Source organism: Jiangella ureilytica (genome assembly GCF_004348545.1).
GTDB lineage: Bacteria > Actinomycetota > Actinomycetes > Jiangellales > Jiangellaceae > Jiangella > Jiangella ureilytica.
Window position 1 is genome coordinate 40,644 of sequence record NZ_SMKL01000025.1, and the last position, 26,307, is coordinate 66,950.

A 26,307-nucleotide genomic window follows, 5' to 3' on the forward strand; every position below is an offset into this window, starting at 1 on the left:
TCCGGTGGTTGTCGTCCAACCGACGAAGACGGGCCGCTCACATCGACATCGTCCGGAAGAAATCTCGAGAAAAGGTTGTCGGTGCAGGTCAGAGTGCTTCGAGGCGCCCCACGAGATAGCGGCGTTCGGCCTCCGACGGCGCCAGCCGCAGGGCCTGCTCGTACTCCGCCCGGGCCTCGGCCACCCGGCCGTCGCGGCGCAGCAGGTCCGCGCGGGTCGCGGGCAGCAGGTGGTAGCCGTCGAGGTCGCCGGCCGCCGCGAGCTCGTCGACCACCGCGAGGCCGGCCGTGACGCCGTCGGACATGGCGACGGCGACGGCGCGGTTGAGCTCCACCACCGGCGACGGCGCCAGCCGGCCCAGCTCCGCGTACAGCGCGGCGATCTGGGGCCAGTCGGTGCTCGCGAAGTCGGGCGCGGTCGCGTGGCAGGCGGCGATGGCGGCCTGCACCTGGTAGGGGCCGCCGCGGCGCAGGGCCAGCGCCTCGTCCAGGACGGCGACCCCCTCGTCGATCAGCGCGCGGCCCCACCGGGACCGGTCCTGGTGCTCCAGCGTCACCAGCACGCCGTCGTCGGTCCTGGTCGCGCGCCGGGCCTCGGTCAGCAGCATGAGCGCCAGCAGGCCGCGCGGCTCCGGCTCGCGCGGCATCAGCCGCACGAGGACGCGGGCGAGGTGGATCGCCTCGGCGGTCAGCGCGCGGCGGCCGTCCTGCTCGTCGTAGCCCTGGTTGAAGATCAGGTACAGGACGGCGAGGACGGCGTTCAGCCGCTGCGGCAGCAGGTCGGCGGGCGGGACGCGGTACGGGATGCCGGCCTCGGCGATCTTGCGCTTCGCGCGGACCAGGCGCTGCGCCATGGTGGGCTCGGCCGCGAGGAACGCCCGGGCGATCTCGGCCGTCGTCAATCCCGTGAGCGTGCGCAGCGTCAGCGCCACCCGGGCCTCGAACGGCAGCGCCGGGTGGCAGCAGGTGAAGATCAGCCGCAGCCGCTCGTCGGGGATGTCCTCGGTCGCGGCGCTCGCCGGGCCGGCCGGCTCCCTCGCCAGCACGGCCAGTTCGCGCAGCTTCGCCCGTCCCGCGGCGTCGCGCCGGAGCCGGTCGGTGGCCCGGTTCCGCGCCGTCGTGGTGAGCCAGGCGCCCGGCCGGCTCGGGACGCCGTCGCGCGGCCAGGTGGCCAGGGCGGCGGCGAACGCGTCCTGCGCGCAGTCCTCGGCCAGGTCCCAGTCGCGGGTCAGGCCGATCAGCGTGGCGACGACCTGGCCCCACTCGTCGCGATACGCGGCGTCGACGGCGGCCCGTACGGCGTCGTCGGGCTCGGTCATTCCCAGACCGGGCGGATCTCGACGCTGCCCCAGTGGGCGTACGGGTGCCCGGCCGCGATGGCGATGGCCTCGTCGAGGTCGGCGCACTCGATCATCACGACACCGCCGACGACGTCCTTGGTCTCGGCGAACGGCCCGTCGGACACCAGCGTCTCGCCGTCGCGCACCCGCACCGTCGTGGCGTCGGCGACCGGCCGCAGCCGCATGCCGAACCGCTCGGCGTCGCGTCGCTGCAGGTCGGCCTGCCAGGCCTGATGGACGGGGTCGGCCTCCATCTGCGCCATGCTCGGCATGCGGGTCTCGTCGTCGCAGATCAGCAGCATGTACTTCATGCGCCTGAGTCTGACACCCCGCGGCCGTCGTTCCACTCATCGGCGAGCATGGCGTAGCCCAGGCCGTCGAGCCACTCGCCCGAGCGGTGCAGCGAGTCGCGGACGTTGTGCTCCTCGCGGCGCATGCCGACGCGCTCCATCAGCCGCCACGACGGCTCGTTGTCGGCGAAGCAGAGGGCGGTGACCCGGCGCAGGCCGAGCCCGGCGAAGCAGATGCGCAGCAGCTCGCGGACCGCCTCGGTGGCGTAGCCGTGGCCCTGCTGCGCGGGGTCGAAGACCCAGCCCAGCTCGGCCTGGACGGCGCGGGCGTGGTCGGCGACCTCCTTCTGGGCCCAGGCGTCCTCGACGCGGACCATGAGGTCGCCGATGACCCGCCCCTCGCGCTCGACGACCAGGGTGGTGGCCAGCCGCTCGGGTGCGCCGAACCGGGTGCGGAAGTCGACCTCGTCGGCGGGGAGCTCGCTGATCCACCGGGCCACGGGCTCGAGCCGGCGGTACGCCCAGACGGCGTCGGCGTCGTCGGCCGTGCCCGGGCGCAGGGTGAGCCGCTCGGTCTCGACCGGCCAGTCGAGCCGCTCGAGCGACGCCGGTGCGGCGGGGGGCTCGGCTGGAGGCGGGTCGGCGTGGAACTCGTCTGTGCTCATCGAAGACCGAGCGTATCGGGCCGGTCCGACAGCGTCCTACCAGGCCGTCCAGCCGCCGTCGACCACCAGGTTGGAGCCGGTCATGTACCGCGACGCGTCGGCGACCAGGAAGATGGCGGCGCCGTTGTACTCGTCGGCCTCGGCCATGCGCCCGATGGGGATGCGCGCGGCGTAGTTGGCCCGGAACTGCTCGTCCTGGGTGTCGCGCGCGACACCGGACGGCGTCAGCGTGTTCACCCGGATGCCGTGCTGCGCCCAGTAGGTGGCGCAGTAGCGGGTGAGGTTGTAGATGCCGGACTTCGCGGCGCTGTAGGCGACCGGCTTGACGAACGGGACTCCGGTCTCGGCCGCGCGGTGGGCGTAGATGTCCTGGACCGGCGAGACCATGCCGTAGATCGAGCCGATGTTGACGATCGAGCCGGACCGGCCGACCCGGCGCATGGCGGCGCCGAACGCCTGGGTCATGAGGAACGTGCCGACCAGGTCGACGTCGACGACCTCGCGGAACACGTCTTCGGGGAAGTCCTCGAACGGGCCGGACACCTCGGGCGGCGCGCTCGGCTGCGTGTCGAGGCCGGCGTTGTTGATCAGTGCGTCGGGGACGTCCCAGCGCTCCTCGATGCTCGCCAGCGCCGCCTCGACGGTCTCCTTCTTCGTGACGTCGACGGGGACGAGCGCGATCCGGTCGCTGTCGGCGATGTCGCCGAGCACGGACCGGGCCCGCCCGGGCTCGACGTTGCGGGCGAGCACGACCACCCGGGCGTCGCGCTCGTGGAACGCGCGCACGAACTCCGCGCCGATCTGCCCGAGCCCGCCGGAGATGGCGACGACCTTGTCCGCGACCGAGAAGAGGGGATCCGCCATGCCGGCCACCCTAACCACCGCCGTCGAGGGGCCGGTGACGCACGTCGAGGGCGTCGAGGCGCTGCTGGTGGGTGCGCAGGCGGCGCAGCAGGTCGGTGGGCTCGCGGCGGTCCGCGGCCGTCCAGCCCACCTCGGCCAGCGCGCTCAGCCGGGGGAAGGCCATGTACTCGACGGCGTCCGGGGTCGGCATGTACTCGGTCCACAGCTGGCCCTGCACACCGAGAACGCGAGGCAGGAGAGCCGGGTCGATCCTGGCCGCCGGCTCCCAGGCCGCGACGTCCTCGACGGGGACCACGGGGCCGGCGGCGAGGGGCTCGGCCGGGTCGGCGGACTGGTAGTAGTCGAAGTAGGTCACCTCACAGGGTGCCAGCACGACCTCGTGGCCGGCCGCGAGCGCCTCGCCGCCCTTGGCGAGGTTCCGCCAGGCCATGACGACGGTGTCCGCGGGCATGCCGCCGTCGTCGACCACCTCGTCCCACCCGACCACCCGCCGGCCGGCAGCCGTCACGTCGTCGTGCAAGCGGCGCAGGAACCAGCTCTGCAGCTCGTCGACCGAGCCGAGTCCCAGCTCGGCGGCCCGGGCGGCCGCGGCCGGGCTCGCTCGCCATTCGGTGCGCGGGACCTCGTCGCCGCCGAGATGGATCCAGGGGCCGGGGAAGACGTCGAGAACGGTCCGCAGCACCTCGCGGGCGAACCCGAGGGCGTCGTCCGTGGGCGCCAGCACGTGGTCGGAGATGCCCCACGTGCGGCGGACGGCGACCGGCTCGCCGGTGTTGCCGAGCTCGGGGTAGGCGGCCAGCGCGGCCTGCACGTGCCCCGGCAGGTCGATCTCGGGGACGACGGTGACGTGCCGCTGGGCGGCGTAGGCGACGATCTCGCGCAGGTCGCCGACGGAATAGAAGCCGCCGTGCGGGGTGCCGTCGAACTCGCCGGTGTTGCGGCCGACGACGGTCTCGTCGCGCCAGGCGCCGATCTCGGTGAGGCGGGGCCGCGACGGCACCTCGAGGCGCCAGCCCTGGTCGTCGGTCAGGTGCAGGTGCAGCACGTTGAGCCGGTGCAGCGCGGCGACGTCGATCAACTTCAGCACGAACGGCACCGGCATGAAGTGCCGTGCGACGTCGAGGTGGACGCCGCGCCAGCGGAACCGGGGCGCGTCCTCGATGAGGCAGCACGCGACGGTGTGTGGCTCCGCGCCGGCGTCGGCGGTGCGGCGCAGCGCCGCGGGCGGCAGCAGCTGCCGGAACGTCTGCACCGCGCGGGCCAGCGCGGCGGCGGTGCCGCCCTCGATCAGGACCCCGTCCGGCGCGACGGCGAGCCGGTAGCCCTCGGGACTGTCGCGCACGGGGTCGGTCAGCCGCAGGACGACGGCGGCGGCCGGGTCGTCGGCGGGCACGACCCCCGCGCCGACGCCCGCGCCGGCGAGCACGTCGCGCAGCAGCCACGCGGCCGGCCGCGCATCACCGTCGGCGCCGATGACCAGGTCCGGTCCGGCGGCGAACACGCCGGGGCGAGCCTCGTGGATCAGGGGCAAGGGGACGAGATCGGTCACGGTCTGCAGGATGTCACGGCACGACGTGTCAGTGCCGGGCGGGAAGATGAGCGGGTGCAGCCCGTCCTGATCCCGGAGTCCACTGGCTCAGTGCGCGTCGCCGGCCTCGGGCCCGACGTCGCCGACCTCGGGTCCGGCGGCGCCGGCCTCGGGTCCGGCGGCGGCGGCCGGCGGATCGCGGCGGGTGAGCTGGCCGCCGTCGTCCGCGCAACGAACGCCGCCGCACGCTGGACCTGGGACGACACCAACCGGTGGTACCCGGCGCTGCTGGCGGCGGGGGTGCGGGTCGAGCGGGCCTACGACCTGCGGCTCTCGCACCGCATCCTGCGGCAGTCGGCGCTCACGGCGTGGCCGGAGCCCGACGGCGCGCCGCCCGGGCCGTGGGACCTGATGCCGGCGACGCCCCTGTACGCGCCCACCGACGAGCCGGCCATGCTGTTCGGCGCGCCGGGCGAGACCGGCACGGTGCGACCAGGCCCGGACCCCGTCGCCGAGCTGGCCCGCCAGTCCCAGGTCGTCGACGCGTCGGCGGCGAGCGGGCGGCTGCGGCTGCTACTGGCGGCGGAGTCGGCCGGCGCGCTGGTGGCGGTCGAGCTGTTCCACACCGGGCTGCCCTGGCTGGCCGACGTCCACGACGCGATCCTCACCGAGGTCCTCGGGCCGCGGCCGCGCCTGGGTGAGCGGCCGGCCAGGCTCGAGGAGCTCGCGCAGCGCATACGCACGGCCATCGGCGCCCCGGCGAGCCTCAATCCCGACTCGCACCGCGACCTGCTCAAGGCCATGGAGCGGGCCGGCGTCGGCGCGCGGACGCTGCGCAAGTGGGACCTGGAGAAGATCGAGCACCCGGTCATCGAGCCGCTGCTCGAGTACAAGTCGCTGTACCGGCTGCTGACCGCCAACGGCTGGACCTGGCTCGACGCGTGGGTCCGCGACGGGCGGTTCCGCAGCGAGTACGTCGTCGGCGGCGTCGTCACGGGGCGGTGGGCGTCCAGCGGCGGCGGAGCGCTGCAGCTGCCGAAGACCGTGCGCGGCGCCGTCGTCGCCGACCCCGGCTGGACCTTCGTCGTCGCCGACGCCGCCCAGCTGGAACCGCGCGTGCTCGCGGGCATGGCCGCCGACGAGGCCATGGCGGCGGCCGGGCGTGGGCCCGACGGGCGCGGCGCGGACATGTACGCGGGCATCGTCGCGTCCGGTGCGGTGGCGACGCGCGAGCTGGCGAAGGTCGGCATGCTCGGCGCGATGTACGGCGGCACCACCGGCTCCAGCGGCCAGGTGCTGCCGCGGCTGGCGAAGGCGTTCCCCCGGTCGCTGGCCTTCGTCGACGAGGCGGCGCGGGCCGGGGAGCGCGGCGAGATCGTCACGACGCACCTCGGCCGCAGCTCGCCGCTGCCGGGCGCCACCTGGCACGAGCTCCAGGCCGGCGCCTACCAGGACGACGCCGGCGAGGACGACGTCGCGAAGGCCCGGTCGTACTCGCGCTCGTGGGGGCGGTTCACCCGCAACTTCGTCGTGCAGGGCACGGCCGCGGAGTGGGCGATGTGCTGGCTGGCGTCCATCCGGCGGCGGCTGTGGGCGCTGGGCGTGGTCGACGACGCCGCCAGCGGTGCGGCCGCGCGGGTGCCGGCTCCGTTCGCCGGCCGCCCGCACCTCGTCCTCTTCCTGCACGACGAGGTCGTCGTCCACACCCCGGCGGCGCTCGCCGACTCCGTCGTCGACGAGGTCCGGGCCGCGGCGGCCGAGGCGGGCCGGCTGCTCTTCGGCGACTTCCCCGTGCAGTTCCCGCTGAGTGTCGCCGTGGCCGACCGCTACGCCGACGCCAAGTGACGCCGATCAGCGGGTGACCGTGGTCTCCCGCTCGACCCTCGACAGCTTCTCCGGGTTGCGCACGTAGTAGAGGCCGGTGACGAGGCCGTCGTCGACCCGCACCGTCAGGATGCCGTCGAGCCGCCCGCCGATCCGGGCCAGCAGCGCCGGGTAGCCGTTGACCTGCACCGGCTCGACCGTCATCTCGGCCCCGAACCGCGTGACTCCCGCGCGGAGCAGGTTGCCGACCTTCTTCGCCCCGACGACGGGCTTGCGGACCGCTTGGGCGACGCCGCCGCCGTCGCCCAGCGCGACCACGTCGGGTGCGAGGATGTCGAGCAGTCCTTGCAGGTCACCGGTCTCGACGGCCCGCTGGAACGCGTCGAGCGCGGCCCGGGTGTCGGTCCGGGAGGCAGCGCTGCGGGGGCGGCGTGCGGCGACGTGCTCGCGAGCACGGTGGGCGATCTGCCGGACGGCGACCGGCGTCTTGTCGACGGCGGCCGCGATCTCGTCGTACTCGAGGGCGAACACGTCGCGCAGCACGAACACGGCCCGCTCGGTCGGCGTGAGCGTCTCGAGCACCAGCAGCATCGCCATCGAGACGCTGTCGGCGAGCTCCAGGTCCTCGGCGACGTCGGGCGCGGTCAGCAACGGCTCGGGCAGCCACGGGCCGACGTAGTCCTCCTTGCGCCGGTGCAGGGTGCGCAGCCGGGTGAGGGCCTGGCGGGTGGCGATCCGGACCAGGTAGGCGCGCGGGTCGCGCACCGTGCCCTGGTCGACACCGGACCAGCGCAGCCACGTCTCCTGCAGCACGTCCTCGGCATCGGCCGCCGAGCCGAGCATCTCGTACGCGACGGTGAACAGCAGGTTCCGGTGCGCGACGAAGGCATCGGTGGCCGCGTCCTCACTCATGTCCTGGTCCCGTTCCTCACATCCGGCGACACGTCTCCACCCATACGACGCCGGCCGGCCCTGTTTCGTGACACCGGGTCCGCCCGGACCCACGTTGATCGTGGAGTCATGGCGGGATCAACCGGACGAATCCCCTCGCAACTGCGCAGTTGCTCCATGATCAACCCGGGCTCGGGGTCGCCCGGGACCCTGCGGCCCGGGTTTGCGTCGCCTGGCGCATTGCGTGCAATATATTGTCATGCCCGCTCCGGCGAAGCCGCCCGCCCCGACCGATCGGCGCCCGGTGCGCCACGACGTGTACCGGCACGTGCGCGACGCGAGCGTGGCGGGGGTGCTCGCGCCCGGTGAGCCGCTGCGCGACGGCGAGCTGGCGACCTGGCCGGGCGTCGGCCGCACGCCGGTCCGGGAAGCAGTGCTGCGGCTGGCCGAGGCCGGGCTGGTGCTGGCCTGCCCGAGCCGCTCGACGACGGTGAAGTCCATCGCGGCCGACGACGAGCTGCGCGGCGTCCCCGTCGCCGGCGACGCGAAGCGCGCGGCCGCCGTCGCGTTCCACACCTGGCACAGCCTGCCGATGACCGAGGAGTGACCGTGCCGCTCTCCGACTTCCCCCGCCACCCGCTGACCTTCGGCCCGAGCCCGGTCCACCCGCTGCCGCGGCTGAGCGCACATCTCGGCGGCGCGGCGATCTGGGCCAAGCGCGAGGACTGCAACGCCGGCCTCGCCTACGGCGGCAACAAGACCCGCAAGCTCGAGTACATCGTCCCCGACGTGCTCGCGCAGGGCGCCGACACGCTGGTCTCGATCGGCGGCTACCAGTCCAACCACACCCGCCAGGTCGCCGCCGTCGCCGCGTCGCTCGGCCTGAAGGCCGTGCTCGTGCAGGAGAAGTGGGTCGACTGGCCCGACGCGCTGAACGACCGGGTCGGCAACATCCTGCTGAGCCGCATCATGGGCGCCGAGGTGCGGCTCGACCCGGCCGGCTTCGGCATCGGGTTCAAGGAGTCGTGGACCCGCGCCATCGAGGACGTCGAGGCGCGCGGCGGGCGGCCGTACCCGATCCCGGCCGGCGCGTCGGACCACCGGCTCGGCGGCCTCGGCTTCGCCCACTGGGCGTACGAGGTCGCGCAGCAGGAGCGGGAGCTCGGCGTCTTCTTCGACACCGTCGTCGTCTGCGCCGTCACCGGTTCCACCCAGGCCGGCATGATCGCCGGTTTCGCCGCGCTCGAGGAGGCCGGGGGCCGCCCGCGTCGCGTCGTCGGCATCGACGCCAGCGCGATGCTCGACGAGACCCGCGACCAGGTCGCCCGCATCGCCCGCAACACGGCCGAGCTGATCGGCGTCGGCCGCCCCCTGCGCGACGACGAGATCACCGTCCTGCCCGGCTGGGCCGGCGACGAGTACGGGATCCCGGTGGAGTCGACTCTCGACGCCATCCGGCTCACGGGGCAGCTCGAGGGCGTCATCCTCGACCCGGTCTACGAGGGCAAGTCGATGGCGGGCCTGATCGACCTCGTGACCGGCGGCGACATCGCGAAGGACGCCACCGTCCTGTACGCGCACCTGGGCGGCCAGCCGGCCCTGAACGCCTATAGCGGGCTGTTCACGCACACGCACCGGCTCGACGTCTGACTCCCCGGGCTCAGGGACGAGCGCCTGCCGCTCGACCGCATGTGGTCCTGACCTCGATCGTCGTCGGGTCCTCCGGCTCGAGCTCGGCCCGGGACCCGTCCTCGTAGCGGATGACGGCGGGAGTCGGCGTCGGCCGGCGCCGACGTCGGCCCCAGTCCGATCGCCAGGTTCCGGTCCGAGCGCGATCCTTCCTCGATGAGCCGCCATGGAGCGGACGCTACCCCGGCCCGTCAGGAGGGCCAGGCAGGAGAGCGGCCGAGGTAGGCGACCAGCTGGTCCAGCCGCGACCCGCCCTTCCACGCGACCTCGGGGCCGAACGGCGTGCCCGGCGCGAGCCGCGCCGGCCCCGTCGGCACCACCGCGGCGACGTCGTGGGCGACGTCGAGGATGTCGTCGTCGAAGTCGACGGTGAGGCCGAGCGTGCGTGCGACGTCCCAGGAGTGCACCACGTAGTCGATGAGGTGGAAGCTGATCGCCTGCTCGGCCGGGAACGGGTGCTCCGTGGTGAACTCCGGCAGCGGGAACGGCCGGTCGAGCACGCCGTCGGCGGCGAAGGCGTCGATGACGTGCCCTGCTGCGTCCTGGTAGGCGGCGACGGGGTCGTCGCCGAGGGAGCGGAGCTTCCACTGGCCGAGGTCGCCGTCGCCGCGGGAGGCGGCGGCGAAGCCGTAGTGCTGGGTGGCCATGTGTGCGAGCAGGTCGGCCAGGGTCCACCCGGCGCACGGCGTCGCCATGGCGAGGTCGGCCGGGCCGGCCTCGGAGGCCAGCTCGGCGCTGGCGCGGACGGCGCGGGCGTCGAGGTCGATGAGGACCTCGCCGGCGGGGAGCTTTATCGTAGGCACAAGCACATCATAGGCACATGCCTATTATCGCGCCATTGTATCTTCGAGGTGTGGAGCGCGAGGACGAGCGGCGCGACCTCGCCGCGATGATGTATCCGCTGGTGCGGGCCCTCATCGACATCGAGATGCCGGTGCTCGCCGCCCACGGGGTGTCGATGTGGGGATACTCGGTGCTCAGCACGCTGCGCTCGCTGGGCCAGATGCGCACGCAGGCCGCCCTCGCCGAGGCCATCGGCGCCGACAAGACCCGCATCATCGGCACCCTCGACGAGCTCCAGGAGGCCGGCCTCATCTCGCGCACCCCCGACCCCGACGACCGCCGCGTCCGGCTGCTCTCGCTCACCGACGAGGGTCGCCGCGTCGAGCAGGCGGTGAAGGCCGGCATCCACGAGCGCGAGGACCGGCTGCTCGCCATTCTGCCGCCCGCCGACCGGCGCGGCTTCGTCCGCGCCCTCGCGGCTCTGTCGGCCCTGCCCGCCGCCGAGATCCTCGACATCGCGGGTGCGGACACGTGATGATCTCACCATGACGACGTCTGTCGAGGGCTGGCTGGACGGCTACCGCGAGGCCTGGGTGCGGCGCGACGCCGCGGCGGCCGCGGAGCTGTTCACCGACGATGCCACCTACCAGGAGGAGCCGTACGCCGCGCCGTTCGCCGGCAGCGACGGCATCGCCACCTACTGGTCGGAGGTCACCGCCACCCAGAGCGACATCGAGGTCCGCTTCGGCACGCCCCTCGTCGCCGGCAACCGGGTCGCCGTCGAGTGGTGGACCACGCTCGTCAACGATGGCGCCGAGGTCACCCTGGCGGGCTCGTTCATGCTCCGGTTCGCCGACGACGGCCGCTGCGCCGAGCTGCGCGAGTACTGGCACGCCGGCGGTGGCCGCCGCGAGCCGCCGGACGCCTGGGGCCGCTGACGGTGCGCGCGACGACGACATCGCGCTCGATCGGCACTGGGGTGAGGCCCTGCACCATGAGCCACTCCCGGTCCGGCCACGGGAACCCGGGTCGGACTCCGCGTCGAAATAATTGACATGTCAACCTCGTTTCAGGCGTCATGACACTCAGCTTCGGACTCGACACCTTCGGCGACGTGCCGGAGGGCGACGACGGCGAACTGCTCACGTACGGCGCGGCGATCCGGCAGGTCGTCGACGAGGCCGTGCTGGCCGACTCGCTGGGCGTCGACGCGATCGCGCTCGGTGAGCACCACCGCCCCGAGTACTCCATCTCGACTCCCGAGACGGTGCTCGCGGCCATCGCGGCGCGCACCTCGCGGATCCGGCTCGGCTCCGGCGTCACGGTGCTGAGCTCGGACGACCCGGTCCGGGTGTTCCAGCGGTTCGCCACGGTCGACGCCGTCTCCGAGGGCCGCGCCGAGGTGATCCTGGGCCGCGGCTCGTTCACCGAGTCGTTCCCGCTGTTCGGCTACGACCTCGCCGACTACGACGTGCTGTTCGAGGAGAAGCTCCAGCTGTTCACGCAGCTCCTGGACGAGAAGCCGGTGACCTGGGAGGGCACCACGCGGGCGGCGCTCGAGAACGCCGACGTCTTCCCGAAGACCGACTCCGGCCGGCTGACGGCGTGGGTGGGCGTCGGCGGCACCCCGCAGTCGGTGGTGCGCACGGCGTACTACGGGCTGCCGCTCATGCTGGCGATCATCGGCGGCGCGCCGGACCGGTTCGCGCCGTACCTCGACCTCTACCGGCGCGCGGCCGGCCAGTTCGGCACCGTCGCCCACCCCGTCGGCATGCACTCGCCCGGCTTCATCGCCGACACCGACGACGAGGCGCGCGAGGTCTACTACGCCCGCTACAAGGTCAACCGCGACCGGATCGGCCGCGAGCGCGGCTGGCCGCCGATCAGCCCGCGCGAGTTCGAGCACGAGATCGAGAACGGCTCGCTCTACGTCGGCTCGCCGGAGACGGTGGCGCGCAAGATCGCCCGCGCCGTCCAGGCCCTCGGCGTCGGCCGGTTCGACCTCATCTACACCGCCGGGTCGCAGCCGGTGTCGGCCCGGCTCAAGGCGGTCGAGCTGTACGGCTCGAAGGTCGTGCCGATGGTCCGCGAGCTGGTGGCCGACGGTGTGGTGGCTCGCTCGTGAGCGGCGACGTGCGCACGATCGGGATCCTCGGCGCCGGCAAGGTGGGGACGGTGCTCGCCCGGCTCGCGGTCGCCGCCGGGTACCGCGTGCTGATCGCCGGATCCGGCGAGGTGTCGAAGATCGCGCTGATCGTCGAGATCGTGACGCCCGGAGCGGTCGCCGTCGCCGCACGCGAGGCGGCGGCGCAGGCCGACGTCGTCGTCCTCGCCCTGCCGCTCGGGAAGTACCGCACCCTGCCGGTGGACGAGCTGCGCGGGAAACTCGTGATCGACGCGATGAACTACTGGTGGGAGGTCGACGGCGTCCGCGACGACCTCACCGACCCGCGCACGTCGTCGAGCCAGACCGTGCAGGCGTTCCTGCCGGAGTCGCGGGTCGTGAAGGCGTTCAACCACATGGGCTACCACGACCTCGAGGACGGCGCCCTTCCGTCCGGGTCGCCCGGCCGCAAGGCCATCGCCGTCGCCGGGGACTCCGCTGACGACGTGGCCGAGGTGACCGCGATCGTCGACGCCCTCGGCTTCGACCCCGTCGTGGCCGGGCCGCTGGCCGAGGGGATCGGCATGGAGCCGTTCACCGAGGTGTTCGGCGCCAACGTCTCCGCGGAGGAGCTGAGGGCCATGCTGGACCGGTTCCCGTCGTCGGCCCGCGGACTGGAAGTGGCGGCGGCACGGTCCTGAGCGGCGGAAACGCCGATACGCTGACGCGATGGAGCGCAATCGCGAGCGCGAGGAGTCGCCGCCCGAGGAGCGGGCCGCGATCCTGAAGGAACGCATCTACATCACCTTCACCGCGCTCGCCGTCGTGCTGGCGCTGCGCGCCCACGCCGTCTCCGCCGGCGAGGCCGCGCTCTCCCTGGCCGTGGCCGTGCTCGGCACCGTCCTCGCCGTCTTCGTCGCCGACGTCGTCTCGCACATCGCCGTCCACGAGATGCTGCCGGTGGGGGCCGAACTGCGGCACATGGCCCGGGTGAGCCTGGGAGCCTTGGGCGCCCTGATCCTGCCCGCCGTCTTCATCGGCCTCGCCGTCGCGGACCGCTGGGAGATCGAGACGGCGCTCCGTGCGTCGAGCATCGCCCTGATCGCCGCCCTGGCGGCCATCGGCTGGCTCGCCGTCCGCCGGGCCCGGCTGCCCACGTGGCAGCGGATCGTGGTCCTCTGCGCCGAAGTGGTGCTCGGCCTGCTGGTCATCGCCCTCGAGCTGCTCGCCCACAGCCTCTGAGGCGCGCGGTTCGACCGAACGGCTCCGCTCGTTTCGGATGTTTCGGATAGGCTGGGTTGTGGGAGGAGCATATGGCGAAGATCGATCGCAGCCACACCTCGGCGGGACGAAACGCGGGTGCGCCCGACCGTGCCGGAACCACGGCCAAGAAGGCCATGAGCAGCCGGACCGTAGTGGCCAAGAGCGTCGCTGGTCGACGGCTCACGAGCAGGTCGGTCACGCGCTCCACGACCGTGGCGCGCTCCGCTCCCGCGACGGCGCCGGGCAAGGAGCTGAGTCCTGAGGCGTCGCCGGACCTGCAGAGGACGATCGCCAAGCTCCGGCGGCTGCCTGACGTCAGTCAGCCACTCGGCCCCGAGGGTCGAGCGGCAGCGCGGGTTCTGGACGAGCTCTTGAGCGGTCACGGAGACGTGTACATCTCGGCGAGTGGTGGCCCGGACCTCAAGCTGCCCGCCGCCTTTCACCATGCGTTGCGGCGGATCGTCGATCTGGCCAGCAACGGCAGGCCCGCTGTGCTCATCTTCACTTCGGCCGACGATCCGGACGAGGTCGAGATCGAGCCGGCCGTACCGGTCGAGCTCACCAGTCAGCAGGCCGCCGATCTGCTCAACGTCTCGCGTCCCCACGTGGTGAAGCTCGCTCGGACCGGCGAGCTACCACACCGCATGGTGGGCAACCGGCACCGCTTTCACCTCGAGGACGTCCTCGAGTACGAGCAGCGGCAGCGACGTGTGCGCGACCAGGCTCTCGCGGCGATCGCGCCGGAAGACGGTTACACCGCCGAGGACTTCTGAGCGTGGCCCAGCGTGCGGTTCCGGTGCGCCCGATCGCCGTCCTCGACGCGAACGTCCTCATCCCGCCGGGCCTGCGTGACCTGCTTCTCTCGGCCGCCGACGCAGCGGTGTTCCGGCCGGTGTGGCAGTCGGAGATCGAGGACGAGGTGCGCCGCAACGGAGCGTCGTTGCTCGCCAAGCGGTACGGGGTTGATGAGGAGGAAGCGGCGCGCCGCATCGGCCTCGTGGTGGCCGCGATGAGGACGGCCTTCCCGGATGCGTCCGTACCGACCGAGCTGTGGGTCCCATTGGTGCCGGCCATGATGTGTGCCCGGGAGGATCGGCACGTCCTCGCGGTGGCCGCCGGGATCGGAGCCACGCACGTGATCACGACGAACACGAGCGACTTCCCGGCCAGATCTCGCCCGTCGGGCCTGAGCGTGGTGACCGCCGACCGCTTTCTCCGAGAACAACTGGCCGAGCGCCCGGCCCTCGTGATCGAGGCGATCGAGTCGATGTCGGCGCGGCTGACCAGGCCCGGACGGACTCCGGTTCAAATCGCTGATGCTCTTGCCGCCGGCCAGTACGCTCCCCGATTCGGGCGCGAACTCCGCCGGCTGCTGGACTGACCCAGTCGCCCTCAGCGGGCCCGAGGGTGGGCGCGGGTCCGAGTGGACACCGCGCCCGCCCCTCGCGCGGCCTCAACCCCGCGGGCGCGGGGTGAGGACGGCGGCGACGACCGCCGACACCGCGGCCGCGACGGCCGCCACGACGAAGGCGTCGGTGAAGCCGCCGAGGGTGTCGCCGACGATGCTGGCCGCGGCCACGCTGGAGATGACCGCGGCGCCGCCGGCGGCGCCGAACTCGTGGAAGGTGCTGACGATGCCCGAGGCGACCCCGGCCTCGTGCGGGGCGACCTGGCCGAGCGCGGTCGCGGAGGCGACGACGAAGATGGCGCCGGTGCCGGCCGCGGCGACGGAGACGCCGGCGACGACGGCGGCGGTGTTCAGCCACAGGGCCGGCACGGCCATCCCGGCCGCGGCCACGAGCAGGCCTGCCACCGCCAGCCGCCGGGCGCCGAACCGGGCGATCGACCGCCCGGTCAGCTGCGCGCCGACCATCGTCGCCAGCGCGACCGGCAGGAACAGCAGGCCGGTGCGCAGCGGGCCGTACGAGTGCGCGTGCTGGAAGTAGAACGTCCCCAGGAAGAAGACGGCGATCATCAGCGCCGTCGCCAGGAGGATGAGGAACGTCCCGGTCGCGACCGGCCGCCGGGCGAGCAGCCGCACGTCCATGAGCGGCGAGCCGGCCCGCCGCTGCCAGGCCACGAACGCCACGTACCCGAGAGCCGCCGCCACCAGCAGGACGCCCGTCGTCGCCGTCAGCCAGCCGCCTTCGCCGGCCTGGATCAGGGCGTAGATCAGCGAGCCGGTCGACGCCGTCACCAGGACCGCGCCGAGCAGGTCCAGCCGCGGCCGCGGCCCCGCCGCGCCGACGCCGCCCGGCAGCAGCCGCGCCAGCGCCACCGCGATGACCAGGCCGATCGGCACGTTCACGAAGAACACCCACGGCCAGCCGGGGCCCGCCGTCAGCGCGCCGCCGAGCAGCACGCCGAGCGCCGCCCCGCCGCCGCCCAGGGCCGACCACACGCCGAGCGCCCGGTTGCGCTCGTCGCCCTCGAACAGCGTGACGACCAGTGAGAGCGCCGACGGCGACAGCAGCGCGGCCCCGACGCCCTGGGCGATGCGCCCGGCGATGAGCAGCTCCGACGACTCCGCCAGACCGGTGAACAGCGACGCCGCGGTGAAGACCTGCAGGCCGGCCAGGACGACGCGCTTGGCGCCGACGAGGTCCGCGAGCCGGCCGCCCAGCAGCATCAGCCCGCCGAAGGCGAGCGCGTAGGCGCTGACGGTCCAGGTCAGGGCCGCGCGGCTGGCGTCGAGATCGCTCTCGATCTGCGGCAGCGCGATCGCCACCACGGTCACGTCCAGGATCAGCATCAGCTGGGCGACGCCGAGGAAGCCCAGGATCCGCCAGCGCCAGGGGTGCGGCGCCACACTCGTCGCGTCGTACGTCATGATCGGCTCCTTAACTCGTATGTGTGCGTACGAACTAGGAAACGGGCAGCGCTAACTCGTATATTCCCGTACGAGCTAAACTTCTCTCATGACGACCCGCACCCGCCGCCGGGCCGACGCCGAGCGCAGCATCGCCCGCATCGTCGCCGCGGCCCGTGAGCTGCTCGGACGCGACCCGGCCGCCACCATCGACGAGATCGCCGCGGCGGCCGGTGTCGGGCGCATGACGCTCTACGGGCACTTTCCGAACCGCGCCCAGCTGGTCGAGGCGGCCCTGGTCGACGCCCTGCGTGACGGCGAGGACGTGCTGTCCGCCGTCGACCTCACCGGCGACCCGCGCGACGCGCTCGACCGGCTGCTGGCGTCCAGCTGGTCGCTGGTCGCGGAGTCGTCGTCGCTGCTCGCGGCCGCGCTAGAGGTGCTGCCGGCCGGTCGGGTGCGCGAGCTGCACGGCGCGCCGGCGACCCGGCTCGAGGACCTGCTCCGCCGTGGCCAGGACGACGGCGTGTTCCGCACCGACCTGCCCGTCGGCTGGCTGGTGAGCGCCGTGCACTACCTGCTCAAGGGCGCGGCCGAGGAGGAACGGGCCGGCCGGCTCGACGCGGCCGACATCCCTCGCGTGGTGACGGCGTCGGTCCGGTCGCTGCTGGCCCCGCCGGCCTGACCGTCCAGCGTCGCTGCATTGAGCACCCATACGCACCGGTGGGTATGGTGCTCATTCCAAGGGGCGGCTCAGGCCACCCGCTCCTTCCTCGCCGGCGACGATGAGACTGCTGCCGTCGGCGCTCACTCACCCGCCGACCGCGCGATGGTTGAGGGATCCGTGTCGCCAGGGCGACACCTATCCCTCAACCATCGGGGATGCGCGCGGGCTCCCCTCACCACCACAATGGGTGAGCGAGCGGCGGGTCAGGCCTCGGCCAGCACCCCGCCGACGACCCGCCGTGCCTCGGCCCGTACCCGCGGCACCTCGGAGTCGTACGTGATCAGCGCCTTCCACAGCGCCCAGCCGCGCGCCCGCGCCCACATGGCGTCGTCGGCGACGGGGCTCATGGCGGCCCGGAACGCCTCGCGTGCGGCGCCGTCGAGGAACGTCCAGGCGACGACGAGGTCGCAGGCCGGGTCGCCGACGCCGCAGGTGCCGAAGTCGATGACGGCGCTCAGCCGGCCGCCGTCGTCGACCAGCAGGTTGCCGGGCGCGAAGTCGCCCTGGAACCAGACCGGCTCGCCGGTCCAGGTCGCCGCCACCGCGTCGTCCCACACCTTCCGCGCCGCCGCGACGTCGATGCGCCCGGCCAGTGCCGTCAGTTCGCGCTCCGTGTCGTCCGCGTAGACCGACACCGGTGCGCCGCGGCGGAAGCTGTGCGTGCCCGGCGGCGGACCGCCGTCGGCGCCGGCCGACCACAGCGCCCGCAGGAAGCCGGCCGCGTCGTGCGCGAAGTCGACCGACCCGCCGGCCGACGGCACCGAGGCCGCGGTGACGCCGTCGAGCCAACGGTTCACCGACCACGACCACGGGTACCCGAAGCCGGGCCGCCCGACGGCGACCGGCGCCGGGATGGGCACCGGCAGCTGCGGGGCCAGCAGCGGTAGCCAGCGCTGCTCCTTGGCGACCTGCTCGCGGTAGTGCGCGGCGCTGGGCAGCCGGACGGAGAGCTCGTCGCCGAGCCGGAAGGTCCGGTTGTCGACGCCCTGGAGCTCGACCGGACGGACGGGGAGACCGGCCCACTGGGGGAACTGCTCGGCGATCAGCCGGGCGACGAGGCCGGCGTCGATGACCGGCGGCTGCGGATCCGTCATCGAGGTCCACCGTAGGGACGCCCGGCGCTCCGGCCAACAGAATTTCTCCACGCCGGCTGGGTACTGGTCGCCCATGCGTCTCGGGGTGCTCGACATCGGCTCGAACTCGGCCCAGCTGCAGGTGGTCGAGGCGACGTCGGGTGCGCCGCCGCTGCCAGCGCACGGGGTGAAGATCCCGACGCTGCTGCACGACGCCGTCGACGGTGACGGGGCCATCGCCGGCGAGGGCGTCGAACGGGTCGCCGCGGCCGTGGCCGCAGCCGTCCGCGACGCCGCCGACCAGCGGGTCGACTACCTGTATCCGTACGTGACGTCGGTGATCCGCGACGCGCGCAACCGTGACGAGGTCATCGACCGGATCGAGGAACGGGCCGGGGTGCGGCCGCAGTTCCTGACCGGTGAACAGGAGGCCCGGCTGACCTACCTGGCGGTACACCGCTGGTACGGGTGGTCGGCCGGACGGCTCTTGCTGCTCGACATCGGCGGCGGCTCCATGGAGATCGCGCTGGGCCGCGACGCCGAACCGGACCTCGCCATCTCGCTGCCGCTGGGGGCCCGCCGGCTGACGCGGGAGCTGCTCCCGGACGACCCGCCCAGCCGCGACCAGCTGCGTGAGCTGCGCCGGCACGTCCGCGACACCATCGGCGAGGTCGCCGACCGGCTGCGCTGGGAGGGACAGCCGCGCCGCGTCATCGCCACGTCGAAGACGTTCAAGCAGCTCGCCCGGCTGTCCGGGGCGGCCCGGCAGCGCAAGGGCCCGTTCGTCCGCCGCGAGCTGTCCCGCCGCGACGTCCGCCGCTGGCTGCCCCGGCTGGCCGCGATGCCCGCCGATGAGCGGGCGAAGCTGCGTGGGGTCTCGGCCGCGCGAGCCGGTCAGCTGCTGGCCGGCGCCGTGGTCGCCGACACCACCATGGCGGCGCTCAACGTGTCGCGGGCGGAGATCTGCCCCTGGGCCCTGCGCGAGGGCATCGTCCTCAGCCACCTCGAGGCCATCACCGGCCAGGTGGCCGACGTGCCGCTGCAGCCGGTGCGCCACCTGGCCGAGCAGCGCCCCGCCCCAGCGTCGTCGACGGTGACGCCGCTGCACCCCGCCCGCTGACGCGGCCGTCGAGCGGCTCAGTCCGACGGGGGCGTGACGGCGGGCAGCGGGCGGACGGCGGGGCCGGCGAGGACCCGTCCGTCGGTCGCGAACCGGGATGCGTGGCAGGGGCAGTCCCAGGTCCGTTCCGCGTCGTTGAACACGACCAGGCAGCCGAGGTGGGTGCAGCGCGCCGACACGCACTGCAGGCCGCCCTCGTCGTCGCGGTAGGCGGCGATCGCGCGGGTGCCGTCGGTGACGACGCGGCCGGCGCCAGGAGGCAGCGAGTCGATGCCGCGCCGGACGGCCAAGACGTCGACGCGGTCGCCGACGAAGCGGGCCGCGACGTAGGCGTTGGCCTTCACGAACTCCGTCGCCGACTGCCGGACAGTGGTCCGCTGCGGGTCGAGCACGCCGGCCAGCGGGTTCTCCGTCCCCGTGACGAGGTCGCGGAGCAGCAGCGCCGCCAGCGTGCCGTTGGTCATGCCCCAGTGCCCGAACCCGGTCGCGACCCACACGTTCCGGGCGCGCGGGTGGAACCGGCCGACGTAGGGGAGGGAGTCGACGGTGGTGAGGTCGTGCGCGAGCCAGTGGTAGGCCGGCTCCGCGAGCCCGAGCCGCTCGCGCGCCCACGCCGCCAGCGCGTCGTAGTGCTTCGCGACGCTGGTTCGGGCGCCGACGCGGTGTCCCTCGCCGCCGACGATCAGCAGGGCGCGGCCGTCGTCCGCGGGGGTGGTGCGGATGGAGTGCCGGTCCTCGCTGCTGATGTACATGCCGGCGGGGACGCCGTCGGGCCCGGCCGCCGAGGGGAACCCGGCGACGACGAGGTCGCGGCGCGGCTCCAGCCGGGCGAAGAAGAGGCCGCGGTCGAAGATCGGGTAATGGGTGGCGACGACGACGTGGCGGGCACGGATCTCGCCCGCGGTGGTCGTGACGACGCACGGGTCGCCCTCGGTGAGCCCGAGCGCGCGAGTCCCGGTGACGACGGTGCCGCCGTCGCCGGGAATGCGGGTCGCGAGCTCCAGCAACCATTGGCGCGGGTGGAACTGCGCCTGCCCGGTGAACCGCACGGCGCCGCTCACGGCGAACGGCAACCCGGTTTCGGTCGTGAAGGTGGCGGGGAGCCCGGCGGCCGCGGCGGCCTCGGCCTCGCGGCGCAGCCCGTCGGCCGACGACGGCTGCTCGGCGAACACGTAGGACTCGCGCCGCGACCAGTCCGCGTCCGCGCCGACGGCGGCCGCCTCGGTCTCGATCCAGTCGATCGCCAGCTGCTGGCCGGCGCCGTACGCACGCGCGGTGTCGACGCCGAACTTGCTGGTCAGCTGCGCGTAGATGGCGCCGTGTTGGCTGGTGACCTTCGCCGTCGTGTGGCCGGTGACCCCGGCCGCCAGCCGCTCGTCGGCCTCGATCAGCGCCACCGACAGCCCCGCCTGCTTCAGCAGATACGCCGTCGTGATGCCCGCGATCCCCGCTCCGAGCACGACGGCGTCGGCGTCGGTGAGCGGCGACGGCGCGAGCGGCGGGTCCCCGGTGCTGTCCAGCCAGTACGACACGCGTGCCTCCTCAAGGCGTCAGCAGGACCTTGACCGCACCGTCGTCCTTCTTCTGGAACATCTCGTAGGCGGCGGGCGCCTCGTCGAGCGGCAGCCGGTGGGTGTGGAACGTCTCGACGCCGAGCGGATCGCCGTCACCGAGCAGCGGCATGATCTCGTCGGTCCAGCGCCGCACGTTGGCCTGCCCCATGCGCAGCTGCACCTGCTTGTCGAAGAGCGTGAGCATCGGCAGCGGATCGGCCATGCCGCCGTAGACGCCGCTGAGCGAGATCGTCCCGCCGCGGCGGACCCCGTCGATGGCCGCGTAGAACGACGCGAGCCGGTCGATCCCCGCCTTCTGCATCATCGGCTCGGCGATCGCATCCGGAAGCAGGCCGGTCATCTTCTGCAGGAAGGTCGCGCCGGGCGAGCCGTGCGCCTCCATGCCGACGGCGTCGATGACGGAGTCCGCGCCACGCCCGTCGGTCCGCTCACGCACCTCGGCGGTGACGTCATGGGCCTCGGGATCGAACACCGTCGCGTCACGGGAGGCCACCCGGAGGCGGCGTTCCGGGATCGGGTCGGAGGCGAACACCCGGTGGCCCCGGTGCAGCGCGATCCGGGCGGCCATGTCGCCGATGGGGCCGAGTCCGAGCACCAGCACGGTGCCGCCGGGCGGGATCGCGGCGTACTCGACGGCCTGCCAGGCGGTGGGCAGCACGTCGGACAGGTAGAGGTACCGCTCGTCCGGTCCGTCCGGTGGCAGTGTGATCGGGGCGTACTGCGCCTGCCGGACCCGCAGGTACTGCGCCTGGCCGCCGGGCACCTGGCCGTACAGCTTGGTGTAGCCGTACAGCGCCGCGCCCATGTCGTGCTCGCGCACCTGGGTGGTCTCGCACTGCGTGTGCAGGCCCTGTGCGCACATGTAGCAGGTGCCGCAGCAGATCTGGAACGGCACGACCACCCGGTCGCCCGGGGCGAGCTGCGGCACGGCGCTGCCGACCTCTTCGACGATCCCCATGGACTCGTGGCCCAGGACGTCGCCGGGCTCCATGAACGGCGACATCGGCTCGTACAAGTGCAGGTCCGAGCCGCAGATCGCGGTCGTCGTGACGCGGATGACCGCGTCCGTCGGCTCTTCGATGCGTGGGTCCGGGACCTCTTCGACGCGCACGTCGCGTTTGCCCTGCCAGGTCACCGCCCTCATGTCCCGCCCCTCTCACCGGATCAGTTGAAATCCGGGTACCCGGGGAGGCGGCGCCCATGCGCCGGCCCGCCGTCAGGTGTCGCCGTCGGGCACCAGCGGGACCGTCAGGACGAAGGTGCCGGCCGGCTGGTCGGGCGTGCCCGGCTCGTAGACGACGTCGCCGTCGTGGGCGCGGGCGAGCTCACGGGCGATGTAGAGGCCCAGGCCGGTGCCGCGGGCGCCGTCGCCGGTGCTGAACCGCTGGAACAGCCGCTTCAGGACCTCGGACGGAACCCCGTCGCCGGCGTCGGTGACCTCGACCCGGGCCACGCCGCGGGCGCTGCCGATGCGGATCTCGACCGGCGGCGCGCCGTGATGCAACGCGTTGCCGATGAGGTTCTCGATGGCCTGCACCAGCCGGCCGGGGTCGGCGAGCACCTGGACGTCGGGCTCGAGGTGCGCGGTGACGGCGCCGGCACCGGCGCCCTCGCGGGTCGAGCGGACCGTCTCGATGGCCGTCGCCACCAGCACCGCCAGCGACGTCGGGGCCGGTCGCAGCCGCAGTGAGTCGGCGTCGAGCCGCGACGTGGTGAGCAGGTCGGTGACCAGCCGCTGCAGCCGGACGGCGCTGCTGGACATGCTGTGCAGGAGCCGGGTGCGGTCGTCGGCGCTGAGTTCGGACCAGTGCCGGCTCAAGGTGTCGGCCGTGCCCCCGAGGACCGACGCGGGCGTGCGCAGCTCGTGTGCCGTGACGGCCAGGAACTGCCTCTGCTCCTCGGCCGCCCGCTGGAGCTGCTCGTTGGCGGCGGCCACGGCGGCCGCGGCGGCCTCGCGCTGCTCCGTGACCCGGCGCGCCTCGGTCATGTCGCGGGTGACCTTGGCGAACCCGATGTGCTCGCCCATCTCGTTGAAGACGGCGGTGATGAGGACGTTCGCCCAGAACCGGGTGCCGTCCTTGCGCAGCCGCCAGCCCTCTTCGCCGTACTGGCCGGTGCGCAGCGCCTGCTGCAGCTCGAACTCTGGGTGCTGCTCGTCGCGCTTCTCCTGCGGATAGAAGACGCGGAAGTGCTGGCCGATAATCTCTGTGGCGGAGTAGCCCTTGATCCGCTCGGCGCCGGCGTTCCAGCTGGCGACGTGGCCATGGGGATCGAGCATGAAGATCGCGTAGTCGCGTACGGCCTCGACCAGCAGCCGGAACCGCTCCTCGCTGCGGCGCAGTTCCTCTTCGGCGGCACGCTGCTGAGTGATGTCCTGGACCTGCAGGAACACGTAGAGCGCCTGCCCGCGGGAGTCGCGGACGGGCGCCAGGGTGGCGAGCACCTTCCGCTTCTCGGACGCGTCGCTGACGTCGTGCTCGAGGTGGACGATGTCGGCCGACATGCGCGTGATGTCGAACAGCGCGGCGTCGAGGAGGTCGCCGCGACCGCTGGTCAGCCGCCCGTAGTCGAGTCCGACCAACTCGTGCGGCTTGCAGCCCATGAGGTCGCTGAGGGCGCGGTTGGCGCGCACGATGCTGCCGGTCAGGGTCATCGTCGCCATGCCGATGGCGGCCTGCTCGAACACCTCGCGGAACCGCTCGAGGTGCTCGTCGAGGACCTGCTGGTCGCGGCCGCGTATGGGCGGGTGCGCGGCCGGGTCGGCGACGACGGTCATGGCCGGCCGGGCGCGCGGGCCGGGGACGACGTGGTGCTCGGGGAGCTTGGCCAGCAGCTCGCCTGCGAGACGGTCGATGGGCAGCGACTTCTCGATGAAGCCCGCCGCGCCGAGCTCCTCGGCGCTCTGCGCCAGGCCGCCCTCGTCGAACCCGCTGTACACGACCACCTGCGTGGCGGGCGAGACGGCGAGAATGCCCGGGAGCGCCTCGAGGCCGTCCATCACCGGCATCGACAGATCGAGCAGCAGCAGCGACGGCTGGTGCTGGAAAGCCAGCCCGACGGCCTCGGTGCCGTCGCCGCCCTCGCCGACGACCTCCAGGAGCCCCGACAGCCGAAGCCGGGCCGTGATGACGGCCCGCACTTCGGTGGAGTCGTCGATGACGACGATGGTCGGCAGCTCCCTCGGCACCCTACGAGTATGCCCGTTCGTCCCCGCCACTCACCCGGCCGTTCGGCCGATGGTGCTTCCAGGGATGTCAGCGAAGGTCGCGGAAGAACTCGCGGACGTCGTCGAGAAGCACGTCCGGCTCCTCGAGCGCCGCGAAGTGGCCGCCGCGGCCGACGTCGGTCCAGCGGGTGATCCTGTTCTCCGTCTCGGCGTACCGGCGGATGGCGACGTCGTGCGCGAAGACCAGCGCCGCCGTCGGCACCCCGGAGATCTCCTTGACCTCGCCCCAGGCCGCCTCCTGCGCGTACCCGGCGTAGGCGGCCGATCCCGCCGTGCCGGTCAGCCAGTAGAGCATGACGTTGGTGAGCAGCCGGTCCTTGTCGACGACGGTGTCCGGGTCGGCCTCGCGGGGGTGGGTCCACTCGCGGAACTTGTCCATGATCCAGGCCAGCTGCCCGACGGGGGAGTCGGTCAGCCCGTACGCGAGCGTCTGCGGCCGGGTCGACTGGATGGCGATGTAGCCGGACTCCTCCCGCATGAACGCCTCGATGCGGGCGACGCGGTCGCGCTCGAGGCCGGTCAGCGAGGCGCGCTCGTCGTCGGGCATCGGGAACGGCGCGATCGGGCCGGGCCCGCCGTTGGTGTGCACGCCGACGACGCGCTCCGGCGCCACCCGGGCGACGGCGGGCGAGACCATGCCGCCCACGTCGCCGCCCTGCGTGCCGTAGCGCTCGTAGCCGAGCCGGCGCATCAGCTCGGCCCACGCGGCGCCGATGCGGGCGATCGTCCAGCCGGGCTCGCTCAGCGGCCCGGACAGCCCGTATCCCGGCAGCGACGGAATGACGACATGGAAGGCGTCGGCAGGGTCGCCGCCGTGCGCCGCGGGGTCGGTCAGCGAGCCGACGAGGTCGAGGAACTCGACGACCGAACCCGGCCAGCCGTGCGTCAGCAGCAGCGGCAGCGCGTTCTCGTGCCGGGACCGGACGTGCAGGAAGTGGACGTTCTGACCGTCGATCTCGGTTGTGAACTGCGGGTGCGAGTTCAGCTCGCGCTCCGCGGCGCGCCAGTCGTACTCGTGGCGCCAGTAGTGCGCCAGCTCCCGCAGCCAGCCGGTCGGCACGCCGGTGTCCCAGCCGTCGCCGGGCAGCGGCGGGGGCCAGCGGGTGGCGTCGAGCCGGGCGTGCAGGTCGGCGAGGTCGGCCTCGCTGACCTCGAGGCGGAACGGGGTGATCGTCGAGTTCGTCATGACCCTCACGCTAGACGCCGCTTAGGTCAGATTCGGTCCTAGGTCGATGCGAGAATCGGGGCATGAGAGAGACCTCCGCCCGCCTGCTCCGGCTGCTGTCCGTGCTGCAGTCCGCCCCGGTCCGCACCGGTGCCGAGCTGGCCGAACGCCTCGGCGTCGACACCCGCACCGTCCGCCGCGACGTCGAGAAGCTCCGCTCTCTCGGCTACCCGGTCGAGGCGACGGCGGGCCTGGCCGGCTACCGCCTCGGCTCCGGCGCGCGACTGCCGCCGCTGCTCCTCGACGACGACGAGGCGGTCGCCGTCGCCGTCGGGCTGCGCACGGCCGCCGGTGGCACCGTCGCCGGCATCGAGGAGAGCTCCGTGCGGGCGCTCACCAAACTGGAGCGGATGCTGCCGTCGCGGCTGCGGCACCGGGTGAGCACGCTGCGCGCGGTCACGGTGCCGCTGCCGGCCGGGTCGGCGCCGGTCGACGCCGAGGTGCTGACGGCGGTGGCCGCCGCCTGCCAGGCGCACGAGCAGCTGCGCTTCGACTACGTGGCCGCCGACGGGTCCGCGGCGGTGCGGCGCACGGAGCCGCACCGGCTGCTGCACACCGGCCGGCGCTGGTACCTCGTCGCGTGGGACCTCGACCGCGCCGACTGGCGTACCTTCCGGGTCGACCGGCTTCGCCCGCGCATCCCGGCCGGGCCGCGATTCACGCCGCGTGATCCACCGTCGCACCAGGTCAGCGGCGCGGGGATCGCGGCGGGCGGCTACCGGTACGTCGCCCGCATCACGCTGCACGCGCCGCTCGCCGTCGCCGCCGACCGCGTGGCGCCGTCCGTGGGGACGCTCGAGGACGGCGACGGCGACAGCTGCACGCTGGTCGCGGGGTCGAACTCGCTCGACGAGATCGCCCTGTGGGTCGCGCTCTTCGGCTTCGAGTTCGAGGTCCACGAGCCGCCCGAGCTGGTCGAGCGGGTCGGCGAGCTGGCCGGCCTCCTGGCGCGTGCCGGCGGACGGTCCCGCACGGCCTCGTCTCCGTGATCATCCTCGATGATCACGGCTGGCGCGGCTCGGCGGTCAGTCGGCCTCGGCGTCGTCCTCGAGGCCGGCGATCATCTCGTCGAGCCAGGCGCCCAGGGCCTGCTGGCGGTCGCCGGGCGGGATGCCCTTGCGGCGAACGTAGTCCGAGAACTCGGTGGCCAGGCCAATGGCGTCGAGATCGAGACCCTGCTCGCTCCAGTCGGGCTCCGACGGGCCCACCTCCGCCGACGTCGTCATGTGGTCCCCATTCCACCCGGCGTCCGGCGGCGCCCGCCTGCCGGCCCGTGGCGCCACGGGCCGATCAGAGCATCTGGTTGCATGGTC

Annotated in this window: 27 protein-coding genes; 13 read left to right on the forward strand and 14 right to left on the reverse strand. The window is 73.4% G+C overall.

Annotated features, from left to right (window positions below; genetic code table 11):
- Positions 1 to 88: 88 nt before the first annotated feature.
- The 5 genes from E1212_RS13075 to E1212_RS13095 are packed head-to-tail and all read right to left on the reverse strand — an operon-like array spanning position 89 to position 4,707.
- A complete protein-coding gene (locus tag E1212_RS13075; protein ID WP_131983076.1) occupies positions 89 to 1,318 on the reverse strand; it encodes an RNA polymerase sigma factor in 1,230 nt (409 codons plus the stop codon).
- Positions 1,315 to 1,650 (reverse strand): YciI family protein, encoded by a 336-nt coding sequence (locus E1212_RS13080; protein WP_131983078.1) that lies wholly within the window; start codon positions 1,648 to 1,650, stop codon positions 1,315 to 1,317. Before E1212_RS13080 ends, E1212_RS13075 begins: the two co-directional genes overlap by 4 nt.
- Positions 1,647 to 2,294 carry a GNAT family N-acetyltransferase gene (locus tag E1212_RS13085; protein ID WP_131983080.1) on the reverse strand — a complete coding sequence of 216 codons (648 nt, stop codon included), beginning with the start codon at positions 2,292 to 2,294 and terminating at the stop codon, positions 1,647 to 1,649. Before E1212_RS13085 ends, E1212_RS13080 begins: the two co-directional genes overlap by 4 nt.
- Before the next feature lie 36 nt (positions 2,295 to 2,330).
- Positions 2,331 to 3,158, reverse strand: coding sequence for an SDR family oxidoreductase (locus E1212_RS13090; protein WP_131983082.1), 828 nt, complete (start codon positions 3,156 to 3,158; stop codon positions 2,331 to 2,333).
- A gap of 10 nt (positions 3,159 to 3,168) precedes the next feature.
- The gene (locus E1212_RS13095) at positions 3,169 to 4,707 is read right to left on the reverse strand and encodes a beta-N-acetylhexosaminidase (protein WP_203416813.1); all 1,539 of its coding nucleotides are present in this window, start codon (positions 4,705 to 4,707) and stop codon (positions 3,169 to 3,171) included.
- A gap of 54 nt (positions 4,708 to 4,761) precedes the next feature.
- On the opposite strand from E1212_RS13095, the gene E1212_RS13100 reads away from it, so the two are divergent.
- The gene (locus tag E1212_RS13100; RefSeq protein WP_203416814.1) at positions 4,762 to 6,531 is read left to right on the forward strand and encodes a bifunctional 3'-5' exonuclease/DNA polymerase; all 1,770 of its coding nucleotides are present in this window, start codon (positions 4,762 to 4,764) and stop codon (positions 6,529 to 6,531) included.
- A 6-nt stretch (positions 6,532 to 6,537) separates the two neighbouring features.
- Here E1212_RS13100 and E1212_RS13105 read toward each other — a convergent pair whose 3' ends face one another.
- The gene (locus tag E1212_RS13105) at positions 6,538 to 7,422 is read right to left on the reverse strand and encodes an RNA polymerase sigma-70 factor (RefSeq protein WP_131983086.1); all 885 of its coding nucleotides are present in this window, start codon (positions 7,420 to 7,422) and stop codon (positions 6,538 to 6,540) included.
- Positions 7,423 to 7,660: 238 nt separating this feature from the next.
- Here E1212_RS13105 and E1212_RS13110 point away from each other — a divergent pair, with 238 nt between their 5' ends.
- A complete protein-coding gene (locus E1212_RS13110) occupies positions 7,661 to 8,008 on the forward strand; it encodes a GntR family transcriptional regulator (RefSeq protein WP_131983088.1) in 348 nt (115 codons plus the stop codon).
- 2 nt (positions 8,009 to 8,010) lie between these two features.
- Positions 8,011 to 9,051: a 1-aminocyclopropane-1-carboxylate deaminase gene (locus E1212_RS13115; RefSeq protein ID WP_131983090.1), complete on the forward strand. Its 1,041-nt coding sequence runs from the start codon at positions 8,011 to 8,013 to the stop codon at positions 9,049 to 9,051.
- A gap of 230 nt (positions 9,052 to 9,281) precedes the next feature.
- Here E1212_RS13115 and E1212_RS13120 read toward each other — a convergent pair whose 3' ends face one another.
- On the reverse strand, positions 9,282 to 9,893 hold the full coding sequence (locus tag E1212_RS13120) for a TIGR03086 family metal-binding protein (RefSeq protein WP_203416815.1): 612 nt from the start codon (positions 9,891 to 9,893) through the stop codon (positions 9,282 to 9,284).
- Between the two features lie 86 nt (positions 9,894 to 9,979).
- Between E1212_RS13120 and E1212_RS13125 the strand changes: the two genes are divergently transcribed.
- From E1212_RS13125 to E1212_RS13155, 7 genes are all read left to right on the forward strand, one after another.
- Positions 9,980 to 10,408, forward strand: a complete 429-nt coding sequence (locus E1212_RS13125) for a MarR family winged helix-turn-helix transcriptional regulator (RefSeq protein ID WP_420814372.1) — start codon at positions 9,980 to 9,982, stop codon at positions 10,406 to 10,408.
- Positions 10,409 to 10,418: 10 nt separating this feature from the next.
- Positions 10,419 to 10,811: a nuclear transport factor 2 family protein gene (locus E1212_RS13130; RefSeq protein WP_131983094.1), complete on the forward strand. Its 393-nt coding sequence runs from the start codon at positions 10,419 to 10,421 to the stop codon at positions 10,809 to 10,811.
- Between the two features lie 140 nt (positions 10,812 to 10,951).
- Positions 10,952 to 11,998: an LLM class flavin-dependent oxidoreductase gene (locus tag E1212_RS13135; RefSeq protein WP_131983096.1), complete on the forward strand. Its 1,047-nt coding sequence runs from the start codon at positions 10,952 to 10,954 to the stop codon at positions 11,996 to 11,998.
- Positions 11,995 to 12,678, forward strand: a complete 684-nt coding sequence (locus E1212_RS13140) for an NADPH-dependent F420 reductase (RefSeq protein ID WP_203416817.1) — start codon at positions 11,995 to 11,997, stop codon at positions 12,676 to 12,678. The genes E1212_RS13135 and E1212_RS13140 overlap by 4 nt, the downstream gene beginning before the upstream one ends.
- Before the next feature lie 28 nt (positions 12,679 to 12,706).
- Positions 12,707 to 13,219 carry a hypothetical protein gene (locus tag E1212_RS13145; RefSeq protein WP_131983098.1) on the forward strand — a complete coding sequence of 171 codons (513 nt, stop codon included), beginning with the start codon at positions 12,707 to 12,709 and terminating at the stop codon, positions 13,217 to 13,219.
- 71 nt (positions 13,220 to 13,290) lie between these two features.
- Positions 13,291 to 14,013: a helix-turn-helix domain-containing protein gene (locus E1212_RS13150; protein ID WP_131983100.1), complete on the forward strand. Its 723-nt coding sequence runs from the start codon at positions 13,291 to 13,293 to the stop codon at positions 14,011 to 14,013.
- A gap of 2 nt (positions 14,014 to 14,015) precedes the next feature.
- Positions 14,016 to 14,621, forward strand: a complete 606-nt coding sequence (locus E1212_RS13155; protein ID WP_162605450.1) for a PIN domain-containing protein — start codon at positions 14,016 to 14,018, stop codon at positions 14,619 to 14,621.
- 72 nt (positions 14,622 to 14,693) lie between these two features.
- Here E1212_RS13155 and E1212_RS13160 read toward each other — a convergent pair whose 3' ends face one another.
- Positions 14,694 to 16,070 carry an MFS transporter gene (locus E1212_RS13160; protein ID WP_131983104.1) on the reverse strand — a complete coding sequence of 459 codons (1,377 nt, stop codon included), beginning with the start codon at positions 16,068 to 16,070 and terminating at the stop codon, positions 14,694 to 14,696.
- An 88-nt stretch (positions 16,071 to 16,158) separates the two neighbouring features.
- On the opposite strand from E1212_RS13160, the gene E1212_RS13165 reads away from it, so the two are divergent.
- Positions 16,159 to 16,734 (forward strand): TetR/AcrR family transcriptional regulator, encoded by a 576-nt coding sequence (locus E1212_RS13165; protein WP_131983106.1) that lies wholly within the window; start codon positions 16,159 to 16,161, stop codon positions 16,732 to 16,734.
- A 245-nt stretch (positions 16,735 to 16,979) separates the two neighbouring features.
- Here the strand turns inward: E1212_RS13165 and E1212_RS13170 are convergent, their stop codons facing one another.
- Complete coding sequence (locus tag E1212_RS13170; RefSeq protein WP_131983108.1) at positions 16,980 to 17,870, reverse strand: aminoglycoside phosphotransferase family protein; 891 nt, start codon at positions 17,868 to 17,870, stop codon at positions 16,980 to 16,982.
- Positions 17,871 to 17,943: 73 nt separating this feature from the next.
- Here E1212_RS13170 and E1212_RS13175 point away from each other — a divergent pair, with 73 nt between their 5' ends.
- Positions 17,944 to 18,969 carry a Ppx/GppA family phosphatase gene (locus E1212_RS13175; protein WP_131983110.1) on the forward strand — a complete coding sequence of 342 codons (1,026 nt, stop codon included), beginning with the start codon at positions 17,944 to 17,946 and terminating at the stop codon, positions 18,967 to 18,969.
- 17 nt (positions 18,970 to 18,986) lie between these two features.
- On the opposite strand, the gene E1212_RS13180 is transcribed toward E1212_RS13175, so the two are convergent.
- From E1212_RS13180 to E1212_RS13195, 4 genes are all read right to left on the reverse strand, one after another.
- Entirely contained in the window at positions 18,987 to 20,501 is a 1,515-nt protein-coding gene (locus E1212_RS13180) for an FAD-dependent oxidoreductase (protein ID WP_131983112.1), read from the reverse strand.
- A gap of 10 nt (positions 20,502 to 20,511) precedes the next feature.
- Positions 20,512 to 21,687, reverse strand: coding sequence for an alcohol dehydrogenase catalytic domain-containing protein (locus E1212_RS13185; RefSeq protein ID WP_131983114.1), 1,176 nt, complete (start codon positions 21,685 to 21,687; stop codon positions 20,512 to 20,514).
- A gap of 72 nt (positions 21,688 to 21,759) precedes the next feature.
- Positions 21,760 to 23,730: a PAS domain S-box protein gene (locus E1212_RS13190; RefSeq protein ID WP_203416818.1), complete on the reverse strand. Its 1,971-nt coding sequence runs from the start codon at positions 23,728 to 23,730 to the stop codon at positions 21,760 to 21,762.
- Between the two features lie 67 nt (positions 23,731 to 23,797).
- Positions 23,798 to 24,955: an epoxide hydrolase family protein gene (locus E1212_RS13195; protein ID WP_131983118.1), complete on the reverse strand. Its 1,158-nt coding sequence runs from the start codon at positions 24,953 to 24,955 to the stop codon at positions 23,798 to 23,800.
- 62 nt (positions 24,956 to 25,017) lie between these two features.
- On the opposite strand from E1212_RS13195, the gene E1212_RS13200 reads away from it, so the two are divergent.
- Entirely contained in the window at positions 25,018 to 25,983 is a 966-nt protein-coding gene (locus tag E1212_RS13200; RefSeq protein WP_131983119.1) for a helix-turn-helix transcriptional regulator, read from the forward strand.
- A gap of 36 nt (positions 25,984 to 26,019) precedes the next feature.
- On the opposite strand, the gene E1212_RS13205 is transcribed toward E1212_RS13200, so the two are convergent.
- Positions 26,020 to 26,220 carry a hypothetical protein gene (locus tag E1212_RS13205; protein WP_131983121.1) on the reverse strand — a complete coding sequence of 67 codons (201 nt, stop codon included), beginning with the start codon at positions 26,218 to 26,220 and terminating at the stop codon, positions 26,020 to 26,022.
- Between the last annotated feature and the right edge of the window lie 87 nt (positions 26,221 to 26,307).

Excerpts from the sequence above, each read along its gene's own strand:
- E1212_RS13075 (WP_131983076.1), bottom strand. The coding sequence starts at position 1,318 with ATGACCGAGCCCGACGACGCCGTACGGGCCGCCGTCGACGCCGCGTAT.
- E1212_RS13080 (WP_131983078.1), bottom strand. The coding sequence starts at position 1,650 with ATGAAGTACATGCTGCTGATCTGCGACGACGAGACCCGCATGCCGAGC.
- E1212_RS13085 (WP_131983080.1), bottom strand. The coding sequence starts at position 2,294 with ATGAGCACAGACGAGTTCCACGCCGACCCGCCTCCAGCCGAGCCCCCC.
- E1212_RS13090 (WP_131983082.1), bottom strand. The coding sequence starts at position 3,158 with ATGGCGGATCCCCTCTTCTCGGTCGCGGACAAGGTCGTCGCCATCTCC.
- E1212_RS13105 (WP_131983086.1), bottom strand. The coding sequence starts at position 7,422 with ATGAGTGAGGACGCGGCCACCGATGCCTTCGTCGCGCACCGGAACCTG.
- E1212_RS13110 (WP_131983088.1), top strand. The coding sequence starts at position 7,661 with ATGCCCGCTCCGGCGAAGCCGCCCGCCCCGACCGATCGGCGCCCGGTG.
- E1212_RS13125 (WP_420814372.1), top strand. The coding sequence starts at position 9,980 with ATGATGTATCCGCTGGTGCGGGCCCTCATCGACATCGAGATGCCGGTG.
- E1212_RS13130 (WP_131983094.1), top strand. The coding sequence starts at position 10,419 with ATGACGACGTCTGTCGAGGGCTGGCTGGACGGCTACCGCGAGGCCTGG.
- E1212_RS13135 (WP_131983096.1), top strand. The coding sequence starts at position 10,952 with ATGACACTCAGCTTCGGACTCGACACCTTCGGCGACGTGCCGGAGGGC.
- E1212_RS13145 (WP_131983098.1), top strand. The coding sequence starts at position 12,707 with ATGGAGCGCAATCGCGAGCGCGAGGAGTCGCCGCCCGAGGAGCGGGCC.
- E1212_RS13150 (WP_131983100.1), top strand. The coding sequence starts at position 13,291 with ATGGCGAAGATCGATCGCAGCCACACCTCGGCGGGACGAAACGCGGGT.
- E1212_RS13160 (WP_131983104.1), bottom strand. The coding sequence starts at position 16,070 with ATGACGTACGACGCGACGAGTGTGGCGCCGCACCCCTGGCGCTGGCGG.
- E1212_RS13165 (WP_131983106.1), top strand. The coding sequence starts at position 16,159 with ATGACGACCCGCACCCGCCGCCGGGCCGACGCCGAGCGCAGCATCGCC.
- E1212_RS13170 (WP_131983108.1), bottom strand. The coding sequence starts at position 17,870 with ATGACGGATCCGCAGCCGCCGGTCATCGACGCCGGCCTCGTCGCCCGG.
- E1212_RS13175 (WP_131983110.1), top strand. The coding sequence starts at position 17,944 with ATGCGTCTCGGGGTGCTCGACATCGGCTCGAACTCGGCCCAGCTGCAG.
- E1212_RS13185 (WP_131983114.1), bottom strand. The coding sequence starts at position 21,687 with ATGAGGGCGGTGACCTGGCAGGGCAAACGCGACGTGCGCGTCGAAGAG.
- E1212_RS13195 (WP_131983118.1), bottom strand. The coding sequence starts at position 24,955 with ATGACGAACTCGACGATCACCCCGTTCCGCCTCGAGGTCAGCGAGGCC.
- E1212_RS13200 (WP_131983119.1), top strand. The coding sequence starts at position 25,018 with ATGAGAGAGACCTCCGCCCGCCTGCTCCGGCTGCTGTCCGTGCTGCAG.
- E1212_RS13205 (WP_131983121.1), bottom strand. The coding sequence starts at position 26,220 with ATGACGACGTCGGCGGAGGTGGGCCCGTCGGAGCCCGACTGGAGCGAG.